General features: G+C 40.1%; 16 protein-coding genes. 5 read left to right on the top strand and 11 right to left on the bottom strand.

Annotated elements, in window-relative coordinates:
* Positions 1–34 precede the first annotated feature (34 nt).
* The 6 genes from WH214_RS06020 to WH214_RS05995 form a co-directional block, all read right to left on the bottom strand.
* Positions 35–571: a F0F1 ATP synthase subunit delta gene (locus WH214_RS06020; RefSeq protein WP_339421872.1), complete on the bottom strand. Its 537-nt coding sequence runs from the start codon at positions 569–571 to the stop codon at positions 35–37.
* Positions 572–583: 12 nt separating this feature from the next.
* Complete coding sequence (locus WH214_RS06015) at positions 584–1,054, bottom strand: F0F1 ATP synthase subunit B (protein WP_004684420.1); 471 nt, start codon at positions 1,052–1,054, stop codon at positions 584–586.
* Positions 1,055–1,092: 38 nt separating this feature from the next.
* Positions 1,093–1,338, bottom strand: a complete 246-nt coding sequence (gene atpE / locus WH214_RS06010; RefSeq protein ID WP_000424060.1) for a F0F1 ATP synthase subunit C — start codon at positions 1,336–1,338, stop codon at positions 1,093–1,095.
* An 84-nt stretch (positions 1,339–1,422) separates the two neighbouring features.
* The gene (atpB, locus tag WH214_RS06005; RefSeq protein ID WP_004684418.1) at positions 1,423–2,298 is read right to left on the bottom strand and encodes a F0F1 ATP synthase subunit A; all 876 of its coding nucleotides are present in this window, start codon (positions 2,296–2,298) and stop codon (positions 1,423–1,425) included.
* A gap of 107 nt (positions 2,299–2,405) precedes the next feature.
* Positions 2,406–2,804, bottom strand: coding sequence for an ATP synthase subunit I (locus WH214_RS06000; protein WP_004684416.1), 399 nt, complete (start codon positions 2,802–2,804; stop codon positions 2,406–2,408).
* 171 nt (positions 2,805–2,975) lie between these two features.
* A complete protein-coding gene (locus WH214_RS05995; RefSeq protein WP_339421873.1) occupies positions 2,976–3,815 on the bottom strand; it encodes a metal ABC transporter solute-binding protein, Zn/Mn family in 840 nt (279 codons plus the stop codon).
* A gap of 141 nt (positions 3,816–3,956) precedes the next feature.
* Between WH214_RS05995 and WH214_RS05990 the strand changes: the two genes are divergently transcribed.
* The 4 genes from WH214_RS05990 to WH214_RS05975 are packed head-to-tail and all read left to right on the top strand — an operon-like array spanning position 3,957 to position 6,524.
* Positions 3,957–4,451: a transcriptional repressor gene (locus tag WH214_RS05990; protein ID WP_058868677.1), complete on the top strand. Its 495-nt coding sequence runs from the start codon at positions 3,957–3,959 to the stop codon at positions 4,449–4,451.
* Complete coding sequence (gene znuC, locus WH214_RS05985) at positions 4,436–5,218, top strand: zinc ABC transporter ATP-binding protein ZnuC (RefSeq protein WP_339421874.1); 783 nt, start codon at positions 4,436–4,438, stop codon at positions 5,216–5,218. The genes WH214_RS05990 and znuC overlap by 16 nt, the downstream gene beginning before the upstream one ends.
* A gap of 3 nt (positions 5,219–5,221) precedes the next feature.
* A complete protein-coding gene (gene znuB, locus WH214_RS05980; RefSeq protein ID WP_010325641.1) occupies positions 5,222–6,022 on the top strand; it encodes a zinc ABC transporter permease subunit ZnuB in 801 nt (266 codons plus the stop codon).
* 4 nt (positions 6,023–6,026) lie between these two features.
* Complete coding sequence (locus tag WH214_RS05975; protein WP_339421875.1) at positions 6,027–6,524, top strand: DUF523 domain-containing protein; 498 nt, start codon at positions 6,027–6,029, stop codon at positions 6,522–6,524.
* Here WH214_RS05975 and WH214_RS05970 read toward each other — a convergent pair.
* Positions 6,505–7,125, bottom strand: coding sequence for a LysE family transporter (locus WH214_RS05970; protein WP_078426296.1), 621 nt, complete (start codon positions 7,123–7,125; stop codon positions 6,505–6,507). The two genes, WH214_RS05975 and WH214_RS05970, sit on opposite strands and share 20 nt — an antisense overlap.
* 161 nt (positions 7,126–7,286) lie before the next feature.
* On the opposite strand from WH214_RS05970, the gene WH214_RS05965 reads away from it, so the two are divergent.
* Positions 7,287–8,207 carry a Dyp-type peroxidase gene (locus tag WH214_RS05965; RefSeq protein ID WP_339421876.1) on the top strand — a complete coding sequence of 307 codons (921 nt, stop codon included), beginning with the start codon at positions 7,287–7,289 and terminating at the stop codon, positions 8,205–8,207.
* A gap of 97 nt (positions 8,208–8,304) precedes the next feature.
* Here WH214_RS05965 and WH214_RS05960 read toward each other — a convergent pair whose 3' ends face one another.
* Genes WH214_RS05960 through WH214_RS05945 form a run of 4 tightly spaced genes read right to left on the bottom strand, consistent with a single transcriptional unit; the run spans position 8,305 to position 15,222 of the window.
* Complete coding sequence (locus tag WH214_RS05960) at positions 8,305–8,973, bottom strand: hypothetical protein (RefSeq protein ID WP_339421877.1); 669 nt, start codon at positions 8,971–8,973, stop codon at positions 8,305–8,307.
* A 2-nt stretch (positions 8,974–8,975) separates the two neighbouring features.
* Positions 8,976–11,330: a hypothetical protein gene (locus WH214_RS05955; protein WP_339421878.1), complete on the bottom strand. Its 2,355-nt coding sequence runs from the start codon at positions 11,328–11,330 to the stop codon at positions 8,976–8,978.
* Entirely contained in the window at positions 11,327–11,890 is a 564-nt protein-coding gene (locus WH214_RS05950; protein WP_339421879.1) for a hypothetical protein, read from the bottom strand. Before WH214_RS05950 ends, WH214_RS05955 begins: the two co-directional genes overlap by 4 nt.
* Positions 11,890–15,222 carry a type VI secretion system Vgr family protein gene (locus WH214_RS05945; protein ID WP_339421880.1) on the bottom strand — a complete coding sequence of 1,111 codons (3,333 nt, stop codon included), beginning with the start codon at positions 15,220–15,222 and terminating at the stop codon, positions 11,890–11,892. Before WH214_RS05945 ends, WH214_RS05950 begins: the two co-directional genes overlap by 1 nt.
* Positions 15,223–15,364 lie beyond the last annotated feature (142 nt).

The raw sequence follows: 15,364 nt of genomic DNA, 5'->3' as shown, positions 1-15,364 counted from the left end.
CTCAATCTTTTTAAAGTTCAGTCTTCATATGCAATTAAGCAAGAAGACGAGTCCGCATTTTTTCTAGCTTGTTAAGCGCAGAATCATCTATCACTTGGTCGCCTGCACGAATAACAACACCAGCAATAAGCTCTGGTTTAACTTCTACAGAAACATTTACTGCAGCTTCGAATTTTTTCTCTAAAGCATGTGCAAGTAATTGTTCTTGTACAGAAGTCAATGGGAATGCAGATTCAATCACTACATCCACAGTATTGTTATTCTGTGATTTGAGCTGCTCGTATTCAGCAGAAATTTCAGGAAGAAGCGCCAAACGGTTGTTTTCAGCAAGCAATGTCAAAAAGTTTGACACTGCTGCAGTTTGGTCTTCGCCTAATACTTTTGCAAAAAGACTTACCTGCTCAGCAGGAGTAAGCTCAGGGCGAGTTAAGAAAGCTGAAAATGCTTCGTCTTGCACCGCAGCACTGAGCAAGTTCAATACAGATGACCAAGAGTCAGTTGCATTTTGCTCAGAAGCGTAAGCAAATGCTGCTTTAGCGTACGGGCGTGCCAACGTCAAGAGTTCAGCCATAATCCGCCTCTCTTAAAGTTTAGCAGCCAGCTGAGTCAGCATGGCATTGTGAGCTTCAGCATCAACTTTTTGGCTAAGAATTTTCTCAGCACCTGTTACTGCAAGATCAGCAACTTGTTGACGTAATTCTTCACGAGCAGAATTGATTTCTGTATCAACAGCTTCTTTTGCTTGTTGACGAATACGCTCACCTTCAGCTGACGCTTGAGTACGAGCTTCTTCTACCAATTGTGCACCGCGACGGTTCGCTTGTTCGATCAATTGAGCCGCTTGCGCTTTCGCTGCATCTAATTCAGCTTTCACTTGAGCTTGCGCATCCGCAAGATCAGCTTTTGCTTTTTCAGCAGCGTTTAAGCCATCAGCGATTTTACGCTGACGCTCACTAATCGCATTGATTAGTGGTGGCCATACAAATTTCATGCAGAATGCGACAAACATCGCAAATGCAATCGCTTGGCCAATCAATGTGAGGTTGATATTCATTGCTATTCCTCAATAGTTTAATTTAGGAATTAAGCTGATTAACCTACAAATGGATTAGCAAAGATGAAGAACAAGCCAATACCAACACCGATCATAGGCACAGCATCAAGAAGACCCGCGATTAAGAACATACGAGTTTGAAGTTGTGGAGCCAATTCTGGTTGACGTGCAACAGCTTCAAGGAAGCGACCGCCTAAAAGACCAAAACCAATCGCAGTACCTAAAGCACCAAAAGCGATCAAGATAGCAGATGCAATTGCAACTAGACCTAAAGTGAGTTCCATGATAATTCCTCAGAGGTTAGGTTTATACCAAATTAAATTAAAAAATTATGCGCCCAACCATCCAGTGATAGTTGGGCATTACCATTAATGCTTTTCGCTTGCCATGCTCAAGTATACGATAGTCAGCATCATAAAGATGAATGCTTGTAGCGTGATAACAAGAATGTGGAAGATCGCCCAAGGCACAGACAACGCCCATTGGATCCAGAACGGTAATAATGCGATAAGGATGAAGATTAACTCACCTGCATACATGTTACCGAAAAGTCGCAGAGCCAATGAAACTGGACGTGCAAGGAATGTTACTAATTCAAGAATTAAGTTCACTGGAATCAATAACGCTTTTGCAACTGGGTTACTTGGGTTAAATGGGTTAAGTGCTAATTCGCCAACGAAACCACCAATCCCCTTTTCGCGAATACTGTAGAACAAGATCAGTACAAATACAGACAAAGACATACCTAGGGTAATGTTTGGATCTGTAGAAGGTACAACCTTGAAGTAAACGTGATGAGGATCCATACCAAATACACTTGCACCAATCAGTTGAGCTGTATACGGAATAAAGTCAACTGGGATTAAGTCCATTGCGTTCATGAGGAAAATCCACACGAAAATGGTCAATGCAAGTGGCGCAATTAAGCGTGATTTGCCATGGAAAGTGTCGCGAACACTTGAGTCCACAAACTCAATGATCATTTCAATTGCAGACTGGAACTTGGTTGGAACACCAGAGTTTGCAGCTTTCGCTACGCACCAGAACAACAAACAGAAAATCACACCAAGAGTGATAGACCAACCCATTGAATCCAAGTGAATAGCAGTGAACCCCATCTGTTGAGCTTCTTCAGCAGTCTCAGCCAACTTCCATGAACCGTCTGGCATTTTGCCATAAGTCATATTCGTCAAGTGATGCTTGATATACTCGGTCGAAGTAAGGGCATGTTCTTCAGCAGCCATAAATCACACCTGGTCAATGTCAAATACAAATAGAGAGAACGAACATCGCGTGCTGCTTGATATCTCGTCCATCTCCTAAAAAACTTTTCAATTTTTTGTAGTGCTTATTAAACTCGTTTTTGTTGACGCGACACCCAAAATGGAGCAACCCACGTCATGGTTTGAACGAGCATAAAACCACAAAACAACGCCACCGCTGACAACGGTTTGACATTGCTTAAAATTAAAATGAAACCAACAATCACAATTGCAAACTTACCCATCATGCCTTTATACATGTTCGCAAGAACTTGTTTAGAAGCGCGAGCTCCTGCCGCTCGAAACGACTGCCATGAAAAATAGCAAGTCGCAAGCCAACATACGAGCGCACCTAATGCTGCACTCAGGGCTGCGGTTGAGTCTTTCACGACCCAGCCGATCAAGGCTGAAACAGGAATCATACATGCTTGTAAGAGGACTAAAGCTTTCGCTAATCGTCGGTCAATCAAGCGACTAGTTCGGCTCATTATTTATTCACTCACAACAATCATGCTTGACAAGTTTAGCTGATGATTATTTTTAATCGCAGGCATTATAGAGTTACACCCCTGAACATGCAATCTTTTCCCGACCTAAGTCGAGTTTTTTTCTATGTTTAAATTGCTTTTAAACTAATCAATTATTGTTTAATTTTTGCGTCACTTTCGCGCATTTAGCACACATTTATGCACATGATCGGCCAATTGCTTCCACGCGCTGACAAAATCCCCTGCCCCAGTCATGCTTTCATCAACCGCTTGGAAAACCAATGGGTTCAACTTTTGATATTGTGCTTGACTGGCATGCACTTCGGCCAAAAGGCACATCTTTGAATAAGGGCGGCTGTCATTTAAGTATTTGATTTGCGCAACAGTAGGGGCAATATGTGGATCATCTGTCAAGGCGCCTGCAAAGCGTAAGTTTAAAGGTCGCTCTAGATATTGATAGGCATCATGAAAAGACCAATACGGGCGAGCTTGGGTACTTTGACTATATATAGCTGAGGCTTGCAACATTTTCTGAGCAAAGATTTTGGCATTGTTCCAGTAGCGCTCCTTAAACTCAGGCATCTGCTGTGAACGTAGACCTGCAATAAAGAAACCAATGCGTACCGCATTGTTTGGGTCAAGCCAAACATGGGTATCGATGGTGTTTTTTAAGGCATCACCACGGGTATTTCGTAGTGGTAAAGCATTGATAATGCCTGAATCTAAAATAGAAACTGCTTTATCATTGGGGGTCAGAAGTTTATCCAGCGGTGCTTCATGTGCTCGTCCCAACCAAATAACCAAACCTGCATCCTGAATGATTTTACGATGCATTGGGGTCAAACTCACATCATGTCCAGATTGATCGGCCAACAATAAGGTTGGTTTTTCAATGCCTTTCGTCACTTCCTGTGCAATCAAGTAAATCGGCTGTGTAGAGACAACCAAGTCTTGCGTCCAAGCAACACTACTAAACAGCGTAAACGCAAAAAAAGCCAAGAAACGGGACATGGGGAGCAATCACTAGAAATACAATTAGTGTTATAATATAACAAATCGACAAAAATACCTATGCCTAATCGAAACTCTCTGCGCTTCATGTTAAGATTTAATGTCGTTTTTGTTTTATAAATTTTTCACTTGAGGTTTGTTATGAGCGCTTGTTCTCACGAACACCACCATGCTTTACATGATGTGCATGGTCATCACAACGTTGAGACGCGTTTGGCTGAAGCAGAAGTCTTGTGCGCAGCAACTGGTGCGCGCCTAACCCCCTTAAGAAAAGAAGTCTTGGCATTGATCCTGAATGCGACAGGCCCGATGGGTGCCTATGACTTATTGGCTAAAATTAAAAGTAATGCCGACCGACCTGCTGCCCCACCAACGGTGTACCGCACCTTAGACTTTTTATTAGAAAAGGGCCTCATTCACCGACTCACCTCGATTAATGCCTATATTCCGTGTTGCCATCCCCGTGAAGGCCATCAAGCAGCCTTTCTCATTTGTACTGATTGCAAATCAGTGACCGAGGCCTCTGCACAAGGATTATTACAACAACTCGATGCACTTTCCGCAGCCGATGGTTTTACGGCACAACATAGCATTATCGAAATTTCAGGAATTTGTCAGCAGTGTCGCCACAAATAAGCCTCGATCCTGTTCTGGTCGAACTCTCCCAAATTAGTGTTCGTATCGATGAACGCGACATTTTAAAGCATGTCGATTTTGTCTTACATGAACGGGAAATTGTGACCCTGATCGGTCCAAATGGCGCGGGAAAATCCACGCTCATTAAAGTGCTATTGGGTATTGTTCACCCTAATATTGGCGACATTAAAACAACAAAGCCACTCAAGTTTTCTTATGTACCACAAAAATTTAATCCCTCACATAGCCTACCGCTTAGGGTGAAAGACCTATTAGCTTTGGAAAAATGTGATCCTGTAATTAAGCAAGAAATTATCCACGATACTGGGATCAGCAAACTTGAAAATTCCAAAGTACAGCAGCTTTCAGGTGGGGAACGACAACGCGTTTTACTGGCTCGTGCACTGTTACGTCAACCCGATATTTTGGTTCTCGATGAACCGATGCAGGGCTTAGACATTCAGTCTGAGGCTGAGCTGTACGACTATGTGCGCAGTTTACCCGCCAAATATGGTTGTGCTGTGCTCATGGTTTCACATGATTTGCAGTGGGTCATGCAAGGAACTCATCGTGTGGTGTGTTTGAATAAACACATTTGTTGTAGTGGCCTGCCTGAAAGTGTGCAACAACACCCTGAGTATCAAGCTATTTTTGGTACCAACCGCGTGTTCTATCAACATCATCATGATCACTGTGCACATGGTGATAGTGCAACGCCTTGTCAGCATGACGCTCGCCCACACATTCACCCCGAACCGGAAGCTTAAGTCATGATGGAATGGTTACAACTGCTGTTGCCTGCATGGATTATGGGCACGCTTCTGGTCTTTTTAACTGCGCCACTAGGCTGTTTGATGCTATGGCGCCGCATGTCTTTCTTTGCCGACACCATGGCACATGGCACATTACTGGGTGTCGCGATTGCAGGAGCAATGGCGTTGCCCCTGTGGATGGGTGTGGCTTTTATTGCGGGGCTGTTGGTGGCGATCCTTTGGGTTTTGCATGATCCACGTTTACCAAATGATGCATTACTCGCACTCTGTTCTGCGACCTTGCTCTGCTCGGGTCTGATGTTTATTCAACATATTCCAAGCTTAAGACCTGAGCTACTCAGCTATTTATTTGGTGATTTGCTCACGATCACATGGACAGACCTACCCGTTTTTGCCACTGTTATTGTTGTTGCACTCGCAGTGCTTTATAAAAGTTGGCAGGCTCAAATTCAAATCGCGATCGATCCTGATATGGCTGTTAGTGAAGGCGTCAGTGCGAAATGGCAACGTTTGATTTTTATGTTGCTACTGGCTTTATTTACCATTTTAGCGCTTCGTGCAGTGGGTTCTTTACTGATGGGTGCCTTGCTTGTCATTCCAGCACTCACCGCTCGACTGCTTGCCCACTCTCCAAAACAAATGGTGATTTGGGCCTTTGTGATTGCGCAAATTGGGGTGACGGTTGGTTTATGGTCCAGTGCAGGACTGAATACCTCTACAGGGCTCAGCATTGTTTTAACCATGTCGATTTTGTTTGCGTTGATTTTTATCGCGCAGAAGTTTAAAAAACTGACATAAATAAATGAGCCATAAACGTTATTTTATCAGCGCATGTCTACTCGGACAAAAAGTCCGTTATGACGGCAAAGACTGCTTAGTCTCTCAGTTAGTTCAAGCTTTGCTGGATAAAAATTATGTCAGCTTATGTCCTGAAGTCAGTGCAGGACTTCCAACCCCGCGTCCCGCAGCAGAAATTCGCCACGGGTCAGGTGCTGATGTTTTATTAGGCCGCGCACAGATTTTTTCCTCAGATGGTCATCAGATTAGCGATGTCTTTATTCAAGGTGCTTACAAAGCTTTAGCATTAGCGCAAGCCAATCACGTTACCCATGCTGTGCTCAAAGCCAATAGCCCATCCTGTGGCAGTGATGGCATCTATGATGGCTCATTTACTGGGCAAAAAATTGTAGGGGAAGGAATCACTGCCGCCCTATTTCGTCAGCACGGTATACATGTGGTTACCGAACAACAGTTTTTAGTAGAATTGACGCAGACTAAACTTACTGATGAACCAAACTAAGCAGTCCCGCCGCACAACTGAACAATACTGCGAAAGTACGATTGAGATATTTTTGCTGTCGCGGTGATGTTAAGAGTTTTAAAACTTTCGCTGCTAACCCCGTATATCCTGCCATCACAATCAAATCAATCGTGACCATCGTGACGGCCATCACCGCATATTGACTCCACTGCGGTTTAGACAAATCCAAAAATTGCGGTAAAACTGCCAATAAAAATACGATTGCTTTGGGATTGCTCATATTGATCAAAAAGCCATACATCACCAATTTGGAGCGTGACTTAGTCGGTTGTTCTTGTTGAATTTCAATCGATTGGATGGGTGCCATCCATTGTAAATAAGCCAAATACAATAAATAAGCCACACCAAACCACTTCACGGCCCAAAATGCCCACGGCGTTGTGGCAAAAAGTACCCCTACCCCAGCCGCCACAATACCGATTTGTACCAACAAGGCGAGTTGTAAACCCAGCGCATTCCAATAGCCATGCCGAAAACCGTAGTTAAGGCCACTCGACATTGACGCAATGGCCCCTGCCCCTGGAGAAATACTAATGATCCAACATGCGAGTACAAAGCCCAGCCAAATTTGAAATGACATAGTGGTATTGAGAAAAAAATGACCTTTAGATTATATGATCTTTCATGCTTTTAGGGTTTATTATTCATCAATGAATTTATCACTTAAGGCTATGAAGCTGAAACTGCATAAGGCACAATAAGTACAGCCAATAGAAATAACAATTTTTTTAGGAGCCATGAATGACCGCCCAATCTGTAATTCTACCATTACCTTCAGATCATGCCCGTTTTATTGTTTTACGTTTAAAAGATTTAAGTATTGAAGAACTTAAAGAAAAATTAGAAGATTTATTTTCCACCCGTGATCGTCTTATTACCCAACATCCACATGCGCAAATTAAAACGGCTGTTGCTTTTGGCCCTGAACTTTGGGCACAACTTCATCCTACAGCGCCTGCAGGGTTTAAACAGCTAGAGCCAATTTATGGCTCTTTCAATATGCCTGTTTCACCTGCGGATGTTTTAATTCATATTGCGGCTCAGCGTACCGATATTTGTTTTGCCCTTAGTCAATCGTTCTTCGAAGGCATCCAAGATAAAGTTGATGTTTTAGATGAACGGGTCTGTTTCCGCAATTTTGATGGTCGAGATTTGACTGGTTTTATTGATGGTACTGAAAACCCACAGTTTCCCGATGATCGTGCTGCAACGACCTTATTAAGTGAAGATGCAGGAGTATTCGCAGATGGTTCTTTTATCTTTGCACAGCGCTATTGCCATGATTTGGAAAAGTGGAAAAAATTAAAAGTTGATGCTCAAGAGCAAGTCTTTGGACGGACAAAACTTGAAAGCATTGAACTAGATGATGACGTTAAACCTGAAAATTCTCACGTTGCACGTGTCGTGGTTGAAGATGATGAAGGCGAGGAAATGGAAATCCTACGTCACTCTCTTCCATATGGCGATGGTAAAGGTGAGCAAGGTTTATTTTTTATTGCCTATACGAAAGATTTAAGCATTATTGATGCGATGTTACTGCGAATGTTTGGCACCAGTGGTGATGGAATTCATGATCGTATGCTTCATTTTGTGACTCCTGTGGACGGTGCTTATTATTTTGCGCCGAGTGAGGAGTTGTTGGAAGAAGTGTTGGAAGGGTGATAAAAATCCATATCTCTATACTTCAAAAGTTGAATATAAATTTTCTTTACTAAAAAATATTAAAAAGAAAGGTATATAATTACCTTTCTTTTTATTCTTATTTTTTTAAATCCAACAAGCCTGAGCTAACTATTTTATCATTTTCAGTACATGATGGCTGTATATCCATATCTAAAAAAGTATAACGGTGCAATAGTTTTTCCTCATTATTGTGCCCTCCCCAAATATTAAAATGTGAACCTTCCTGTGAAAAACATTCAGTTATAACATTTGGAATACTATTTCCAATTAGATCTACTCCTCTAATTTTTCCATTATTATACATAATTTGGCTTTGACTTAACTGAAAACCATAACCTCGAATAGAGGTTCGAGTTCTTTTACCAATATTATAAAAATAGTTAGGTTCATCAGTTACAAACGTTAAGTTTGAAACACAATCAGTATCATCCTTTTTAGTTACTGGCTTCACCATATCATATTTAAATTTTTCATCTTCCTTATATATAATAATAACATCATTATTAATTGGTTTTTCACTTACAATACATCCTTCTTTAGAGTTTAATAATACATAAATTTTATTATCTAAGGCTTTCTTTATATCTTTACTACTGTGCAAAATCTTCCCAGGTGATAAATCTGATTGTGGCGTCTCTATTTTCTGTTGTTCAATCGATTTAGCATGAGCAGTCTCACCTAAATATTTAGTTTCGCAAGCACTTAAGCTCAATAAGCACATAATAATCAATGTTTTATAAATCACTTTTACCTACCTGTGTGTGACCAATGAGGTGCATCTTTACTACCATACCAAATTACACTATGTTTTTTCCCTAATTGCGTTAATGTAGACCAACTGGTAATTTTTGTGCTTTCACCATCAATAGTCACAACTTTTCCAATATAATTAGATATTTTCATATCTACTGCCATTTTTCTATTATGGTTTGAGGATCCTGGCTTACCCACTGGGTTATCCCCTATACCATATTTTTGATGCATTGCTTTAGCAGCTTTTACTGCTTCAGCTTTCTTTCCTTTATGTGTCCAATCAATACTTACTCCTGGGAAAGGAGGTACTTTATCTACAGCTATTTTCCCTCTTGCTATTGCTGTAGAATAGTACATTAAATAACTTCTTTTATCAGGGCGCCAAGTTGTGTTAATTACAACATTAATACCGGCATTTTTCATACCATTAATAAATTTTGTTGCGTTCGTTTTAAAAGGTTCAGCCAAGTCATTTAAACTACTACTTTGTAGAAATAAACCACACCAATCAGCACCACTAACTCTTAGTTGTGAGAAATCTGGTTTAGTAACATGAATAGATATAGGTTGCATATCTTTTTGTAATACGATCTGAGTCAACAAGTTATTATTTTCAAAAATTTTAATTGTTTGCCCAGATTGTCCCTTATGATTTTTTGCCCCTACACCACTAACGCCACTTATATGAGATTTTTTATTTCCTTTATACTCAAGTACATATTCACAATCACTAGCCAATTGATGAGATACTTTGTCATAAGTTAAGACTTTAAATTCTATATCACTATTATCTGTAACAATTGTTTTAGGATGTCCTTCAGTGCTGGTTTTTACTTTTTCATCTCTCTTAGGAGTAGAATCCTGAGATTCAACAGGCTTTTGAATTGGTTGTTTACGTTTTGATTCGGAAGGAATAGCAATCGGTTGTTGCGTTTCATAAACTTTGCTACCCACCTTGATATTTTTTGATGCTTGTTCTATTGCAGAAGAATCAACATCTATAATACGAAGTGCTTTATTTTTATCAACTTTGATTGTAAGTAAGTTCCGCTCATCTCTCAATTTATAATTAAGTTCAAATCCTGGCATCGCACTAACCGTTATTTTTCCACTACTATTGGTTTTTTTTGGCTTTGAGATATTTCTATATTTTTGAATTAAATTTAAATTTGTTATAGGTTTTTTAGTACTTCCATGCCTAAAAAGTATATCAAAAGTATGTAAGTTAAGTTTTACAGTTTTTAATCCCATACCATCTTGTACTGTAAAACGATTAATCTCTTGCTTTGTGTCTCGTCCACTAATTAAAACTACAATTTCCTCACCACTTAATCCTATTAAACCATTTTCAATACCATCAGCACCTGCACGGTGTTTCTTTTCAATATTTTTATATTTTAAAAAGTAAGAAAAATTGGGAATCGTCTTATTTTCACTATCTATAACCTTAATACTAAAATTAATATTTTTTTGCTGAACATCATTCTCATCTACTTTCGACGTTTGCTCAATGCTCGCGTTTTCATCCTCTTTCGCAGGCTCTTTCTTTTGTGAAGACCTCGGTTGTTGGATATGAATATCCGTTTGAGATTTTATTCCACTACTACCATTTTCAACCACTAACACTGATGAATGATTTTTTCCATCTGCAATTAGCATTATTTCTTTTTTATTCTTATCAAGAAGTTGAACACCATCAACAGTAAATCTTGCCCCCCAACCATCTTTTACTAAAAATGATCTGATTTTACCCTGATTATTGGTTATTAAGTTAGTAAGTGATGGAACCTCTTTCGTTTTTTTGTACCCAATACTTACTTTAGATTTAACAAGGACATTAGCACTTCTATCCACAAATTGAACATAGAAACGAGATGTACCTTTATATTTGTACCATTGCATATCATCATTTTCTGTTCCTTTTATTTTCACTTCTTCAGTTAAAGAGCTTTTAGCAAAATCAGGGATTAAAGAAGTATATTTACTAGGGTTTTTGCTATGTAAAGCGGCTTGGGCTTTAGGACTAAAATATAAAACAACTCCGTTTGTTATATCCTCTTCTAATCCTTGATAAATTGGAGATATCGCATCAATAATATCTTGTGTATGATCCGATATATTTCCTAAACGCATTTCTGTCACAGCTTTTGTAAAAGGTCCATTTTTATCGGTAATTGCATCAAAATTCTTTTTTAAAATATCACTAACATCTCTCGCATTGACCCACTCTGCAAAACCTATTCTATTCTTTATACAATGGGCAACAGCTTTCCAGGTATTTACACTACATCCTCCTGCTTCACCCGCTACAGTTCCAACATATTTAATAAACTCTTCTGAATAGCTCATTTTTCATAATTTCCACATGGGTTTTTTATTTTCTTTTTAAATAAAATCTCACCAAAATCATTTGCAATCAAATTTAGATTACCAAATTTATCAAAATACGACATCTCATTAAAATCACTATAATAATTAAATTTTGATGGAAGAATATCAAATTTTTTTTCATTTAAATTTATTAAAATTTTTCTAGTATTAGAAAATATTTTTTTTGCATATATTTTCTTTTCATTACTATCACTCTCTATAATGCATTTTGATTTAAAATCAACCTTAATCAACTCCTCAGTATAATCTTTTGCATGCTTACCAATAAAATAATTCCCTACACAAGGCGAACCACATGAACTCACCACATGGAAAACATCTTTACCAATTTCTTTAATACTTGGTGATTTTATATTACGTAAGAAAATATTTTTTTCACTACCATTTATCAATACTAAATCACAACTTGTTTCATATTCATCAGTACATTGCGAAATAACATTAAAATCATCTTCTGCATAAATTTTTAGTGATATAAAAACAAAAATTAAACAAGCAATATTTTTTTTATTAAGCATTATTCAACCTCCCTTGCATTATTACGTATATGTTCATGCTCCTCTCCACAACCACATCCTGTAACTTCATCTTCATCCAAAGACTCTGTCTCTTGTTCAGGGGGTAAGTCTTTAATTTCTGTCAAATATGCGCCTGGTACTAATGAGAGTTCTACATTATCAACAGCGTCACTATAAACACGTGCACTGCTTTGCTGCTCAAACTCATATTCAGCTTCAATTTTTTTAGAATGATTTATTAATTTATATTTCATATTTTTCAATATATTCGGATCAAAAATTTGGCTCAGATCAAATCTCATACTATACATTCCACTCTCAGGCATTTTAGGTAATTCAGCATTTACTGTGGCCCCACCCACAAAACTATGCTGCCCCGCCTTACTTTCAAACTTTCCACCTGTTGTCGTACAAATTCCATCCCCATTGATTTTGAGCTGTGAACCACCAGCAGTGAGCACAATTTCTTTCGGACTGGTTATTTCTATTTTATCTTCAGTTGAAATTAGCTTAATCACCTTACGCGCAATCGCCTCTATCGCATCATCTTGTGCCTGTAATTCAACTTTTCCTTTTGCAGCAAATGCCTTTAGCCCTTTTTGTGCAGCAAATAAGCTCACCTTATCCTGTGCATGCGCAATAATATTCTTCTGGGCACTTAAGTTAATGGACCCCTGTGCGCTTTCAGCGATGTCTTGGGTAGCTTGTAAAACAATATCTTCAGGCGTTGTTAAGGCAATACCATTAGGGGAAGCCAACAGCATTAAAGCCTGACGAAAGATCTTCGCTTGAGCTTGATTCTGAGTATCCTGCGTTTGCTCTGCCTCTTGAGCGTATGTCTCCATAAAACCTTGCATGGAGCCCAATGCCTGCATGGGATTAACATTCAGTTTGCTGCCTTTATTAAAGCTTCCGCAAGCACTGGTCAAGTCAAAGTCTTTCATATCAACATTGGCAATCACTTTGCCTACATCTTTTAAAGCGGCGAATGGATCCGCATTCAATTTTTCTTTCACACCTTGCAACTGACTTTTCAAAGCATCTGAACCATGTTCTTCGAGGTTATCGATAAAGGCTTTTAAATTGCCTATTGAAGCCTCTGCATCCCGAAAATAATCTTTAAATTCATTGATCAAATTGTCTGTGTCTTGACCAAATTTTTGAATATCCTCAATAAAACCACCACATGTTTTTAATGCCGAAATCGGATCCTGACTAACTGCGGTTTTAAATAAACCAACAGTTGCTTGGAGTGCTTGATTGGCGCCTTTTAACTCTACAGACTGAATCAATTTAGGCAGACGATTAACCACATTCAATGCATCAGTCTGTTGTTTAACAGCCAGAGTACTCAACATGTGCATACTGTCATGACCTTGCTGCAAGATGGACTGGGCTTCTGATGCAGCCAAATGATCCGCAACCGCTTGATCCTGTGCATAGGTACTAATCAAGAGGCCTTTGCCTGCACGCATGGCTCCCCATTGATCCGTTCTTAGCTCAAACCCCTCACCACGCCCATCACTGTTTTCAGTTGCTTTTGGATGACTCAGGTTGCCAAGGTTGAGCTGACTCGCTCCATGACTGCTGTGTAGCTGCACACTAATTTGCCCTGTCGTATCATCAAAACGCAGTTGGTTAAAGCCTTGCCCTGCAACTTCTTGTGAACGAATCCCGCTGAGTTTTTTCGTCGCAGGCAATGTCCCTTTCACATCAAACATGGTTTGGTGGCGCTCCGCTTCATGAATACGTCCCACCACAAAAGGTCGATCGACATCCCCCTCAAAGAAGTCGATGACCACAATTTCTCCGACACGCGGATGAAAACGTGCGCCATATCCTTCACCCGCCCATGGGGTCAATACATCGACCCAAGCCGAGTCCGTGTCATTATCATTTGCACCCGCACCACCATCATGAGCATGGTCATCACTACGCGTAAACATAAAGCGAACTTTAATCCGCCCCCATGCATCCACATAAATTTCTTCCCCTTCAGGCCCGACGACTTTGGCGCGTAAAGGATAAGCTGCTGGACGGTGTATCCACGCTTGATATTCAGGAACAATTTTGACCTCACGGCGTACGACAAAGAGTTCATTGGCTTGTCGTTCCTCACTCAGACCTTGCCAGCGACTTCCTTTTAGTAACAGATTGATTTGCTGTAGCAACTCTTTGGGTAAATTATTTTGGTTATAAAAGACTTTGCCTAAAATGAGAAATTCACGCTCTACGGACACATGCTGGTCTATTTCAGGATGATCCACCATTTCAAACCAATAACCCACTTGTGCATCTCGAACGCTACTTTTTGCTGTGAAATATTTGGCCTGAAGCTCGTGATATTGGTTCAGTTGTTGGTTGAGACGATCTAGTTGACTGCTATTGGCAGGTGTGACCTGATCCTCACCCTGTAAATCACCTGCCCATGCTGGACTGACACACCAGACTTGTTCCAAACCCAAACTTTCATTGTCTTGTTGATCACTGTGCTGATGCGCACTCAATACAGCCTGACTCTGATCTTGAGCTAAATGTTGCGCTTGCCAACGCTGCGTCTGTACCGTGGTGGATTGTAAGTGACGTTCAGCAATAAAACTGGTGATGCTATCAAAAGGCTCAGTGGCATGGCTGCGGTGGAAACGAATCGTACGACGACCCAGTGCTGTAAAAGCTTGATTATCATCCACCAAACGAAGTTGCTGTGCCTGAATCGGTTCCGACGAACTGAGCACCATCGGAGCTTGTTCATCAATCAACCAATTAATCCCTTCACTCCGCCATAGTCGAGTGAGAAATTCAGCGTCGGTTTCATTAGACTGCATGACAAAGGGTCGTACATCATAATCACGGCTCAAACCCTCTAAGTTCAGGCTTAAGCTGGCTGCAAATAACGTGCTGTGACTTTGCCATTCGCTAAACAGAGTTTCAGTGATTTCACGAACACTTTTGCTCATAAACACACGACTGTTTCTGCGCTTATGCCACAGCGCTGTTGCATCTTCAATCGTCAGTTTATAAACAGTTAACGCGCCATCGCTTTGCCCCTGACTGGCACTGGTAATCACCCCCGTCAGACGAGAAAGCTGTCCCACATCCGTGACCTGATCAACCGCGACTCGCCCACCAATGAACTGTTTTAAAGGCAAATAAGCATTGGTCGATAGACATAGAATTTCAGCTTTTAAGCCTTGATTGATTCGGTGCTCGCCCTCAATGCGCTGAATAAACACCTGTGTGTTCAAGGCCAGATTAGAAAAATGAATATGCACAGCACGTTTTTGCGAGCCAAACCCAAAGGATTCCAGCATTTTATAAATAGAATTGAACATGATCATTGTTAAGTTATTGGTTTTTATACTTGTGCGCGGAGTGTACAAAATGTCTTTTTTTTAATCTAGTAAAATAATGTTAATGAAGACGTAGCTCTCAAAAACAAAAAGGAGCATCATGCTCCTTTTTGTTCGATCTCAT

Origin of the sequence: Acinetobacter sp. MYb191, assembly GCF_037572605.1 — a bacterium.
Classification (GTDB): Bacteria; Pseudomonadota; Gammaproteobacteria; order Pseudomonadales; family Moraxellaceae; genus Acinetobacter; species Acinetobacter johnsonii.
This window is presented reverse-complemented; position numbering and strand designations above follow the sequence as displayed.

What these genes read in the sequence shown, in the direction of transcription:
- WH214_RS06020 (WP_339421872.1), bottom strand. Translation starts at nt 571, where the DNA reads ATGGCTGAACTCTTGACGTTGGCACGCCCGTACGCTAAAGCAGCATTT.
- WH214_RS06015 (WP_004684420.1), bottom strand. Translation starts at nt 1,054, where the DNA reads ATGAATATCAACCTCACATTGATTGGCCAAGCGATTGCATTTGCGATG.
- atpE (WP_000424060.1), bottom strand. Translation starts at nt 1,338, where the DNA reads ATGGAACTCACTTTAGGTCTAGTTGCAATTGCATCTGCTATCTTGATC.
- atpB (WP_004684418.1), bottom strand. Translation starts at nt 2,298, where the DNA reads ATGGCTGCTGAAGAACATGCCCTTACTTCGACCGAGTATATCAAGCAT.
- WH214_RS06000 (WP_004684416.1), bottom strand. Translation starts at nt 2,804, where the DNA reads ATGAGCCGAACTAGTCGCTTGATTGACCGACGATTAGCGAAAGCTTTA.
- WH214_RS05995 (WP_339421873.1), bottom strand. Translation starts at nt 3,815, where the DNA reads ATGTCCCGTTTCTTGGCTTTTTTTGCGTTTACGCTGTTTAGTAGTGTT.
- WH214_RS05990 (WP_058868677.1), top strand. Translation starts at nt 3,957, where the DNA reads ATGAGCGCTTGTTCTCACGAACACCACCATGCTTTACATGATGTGCAT.
- znuB (WP_010325641.1), top strand. Translation starts at nt 5,222, where the DNA reads ATGATGGAATGGTTACAACTGCTGTTGCCTGCATGGATTATGGGCACG.
- WH214_RS05975 (WP_339421875.1), top strand. Translation starts at nt 6,027, where the DNA reads ATGAGCCATAAACGTTATTTTATCAGCGCATGTCTACTCGGACAAAAA.
- WH214_RS05970 (WP_078426296.1), bottom strand. Translation starts at nt 7,125, where the DNA reads ATGTCATTTCAAATTTGGCTGGGCTTTGTACTCGCATGTTGGATCATT.
- WH214_RS05965 (WP_339421876.1), top strand. Translation starts at nt 7,287, where the DNA reads ATGACCGCCCAATCTGTAATTCTACCATTACCTTCAGATCATGCCCGT.
- WH214_RS05955 (WP_339421878.1), bottom strand. Translation starts at nt 11,330, where the DNA reads ATGAGCTATTCAGAAGAGTTTATTAAATATGTTGGAACTGTAGCGGGT.
- WH214_RS05950 (WP_339421879.1), bottom strand. Translation starts at nt 11,890, where the DNA reads ATGCTTAATAAAAAAAATATTGCTTGTTTAATTTTTGTTTTTATATCA.
- WH214_RS05945 (WP_339421880.1), bottom strand. Translation starts at nt 15,222, where the DNA reads ATGTTCAATTCTATTTATAAAATGCTGGAATCCTTTGGGTTTGGCTCG.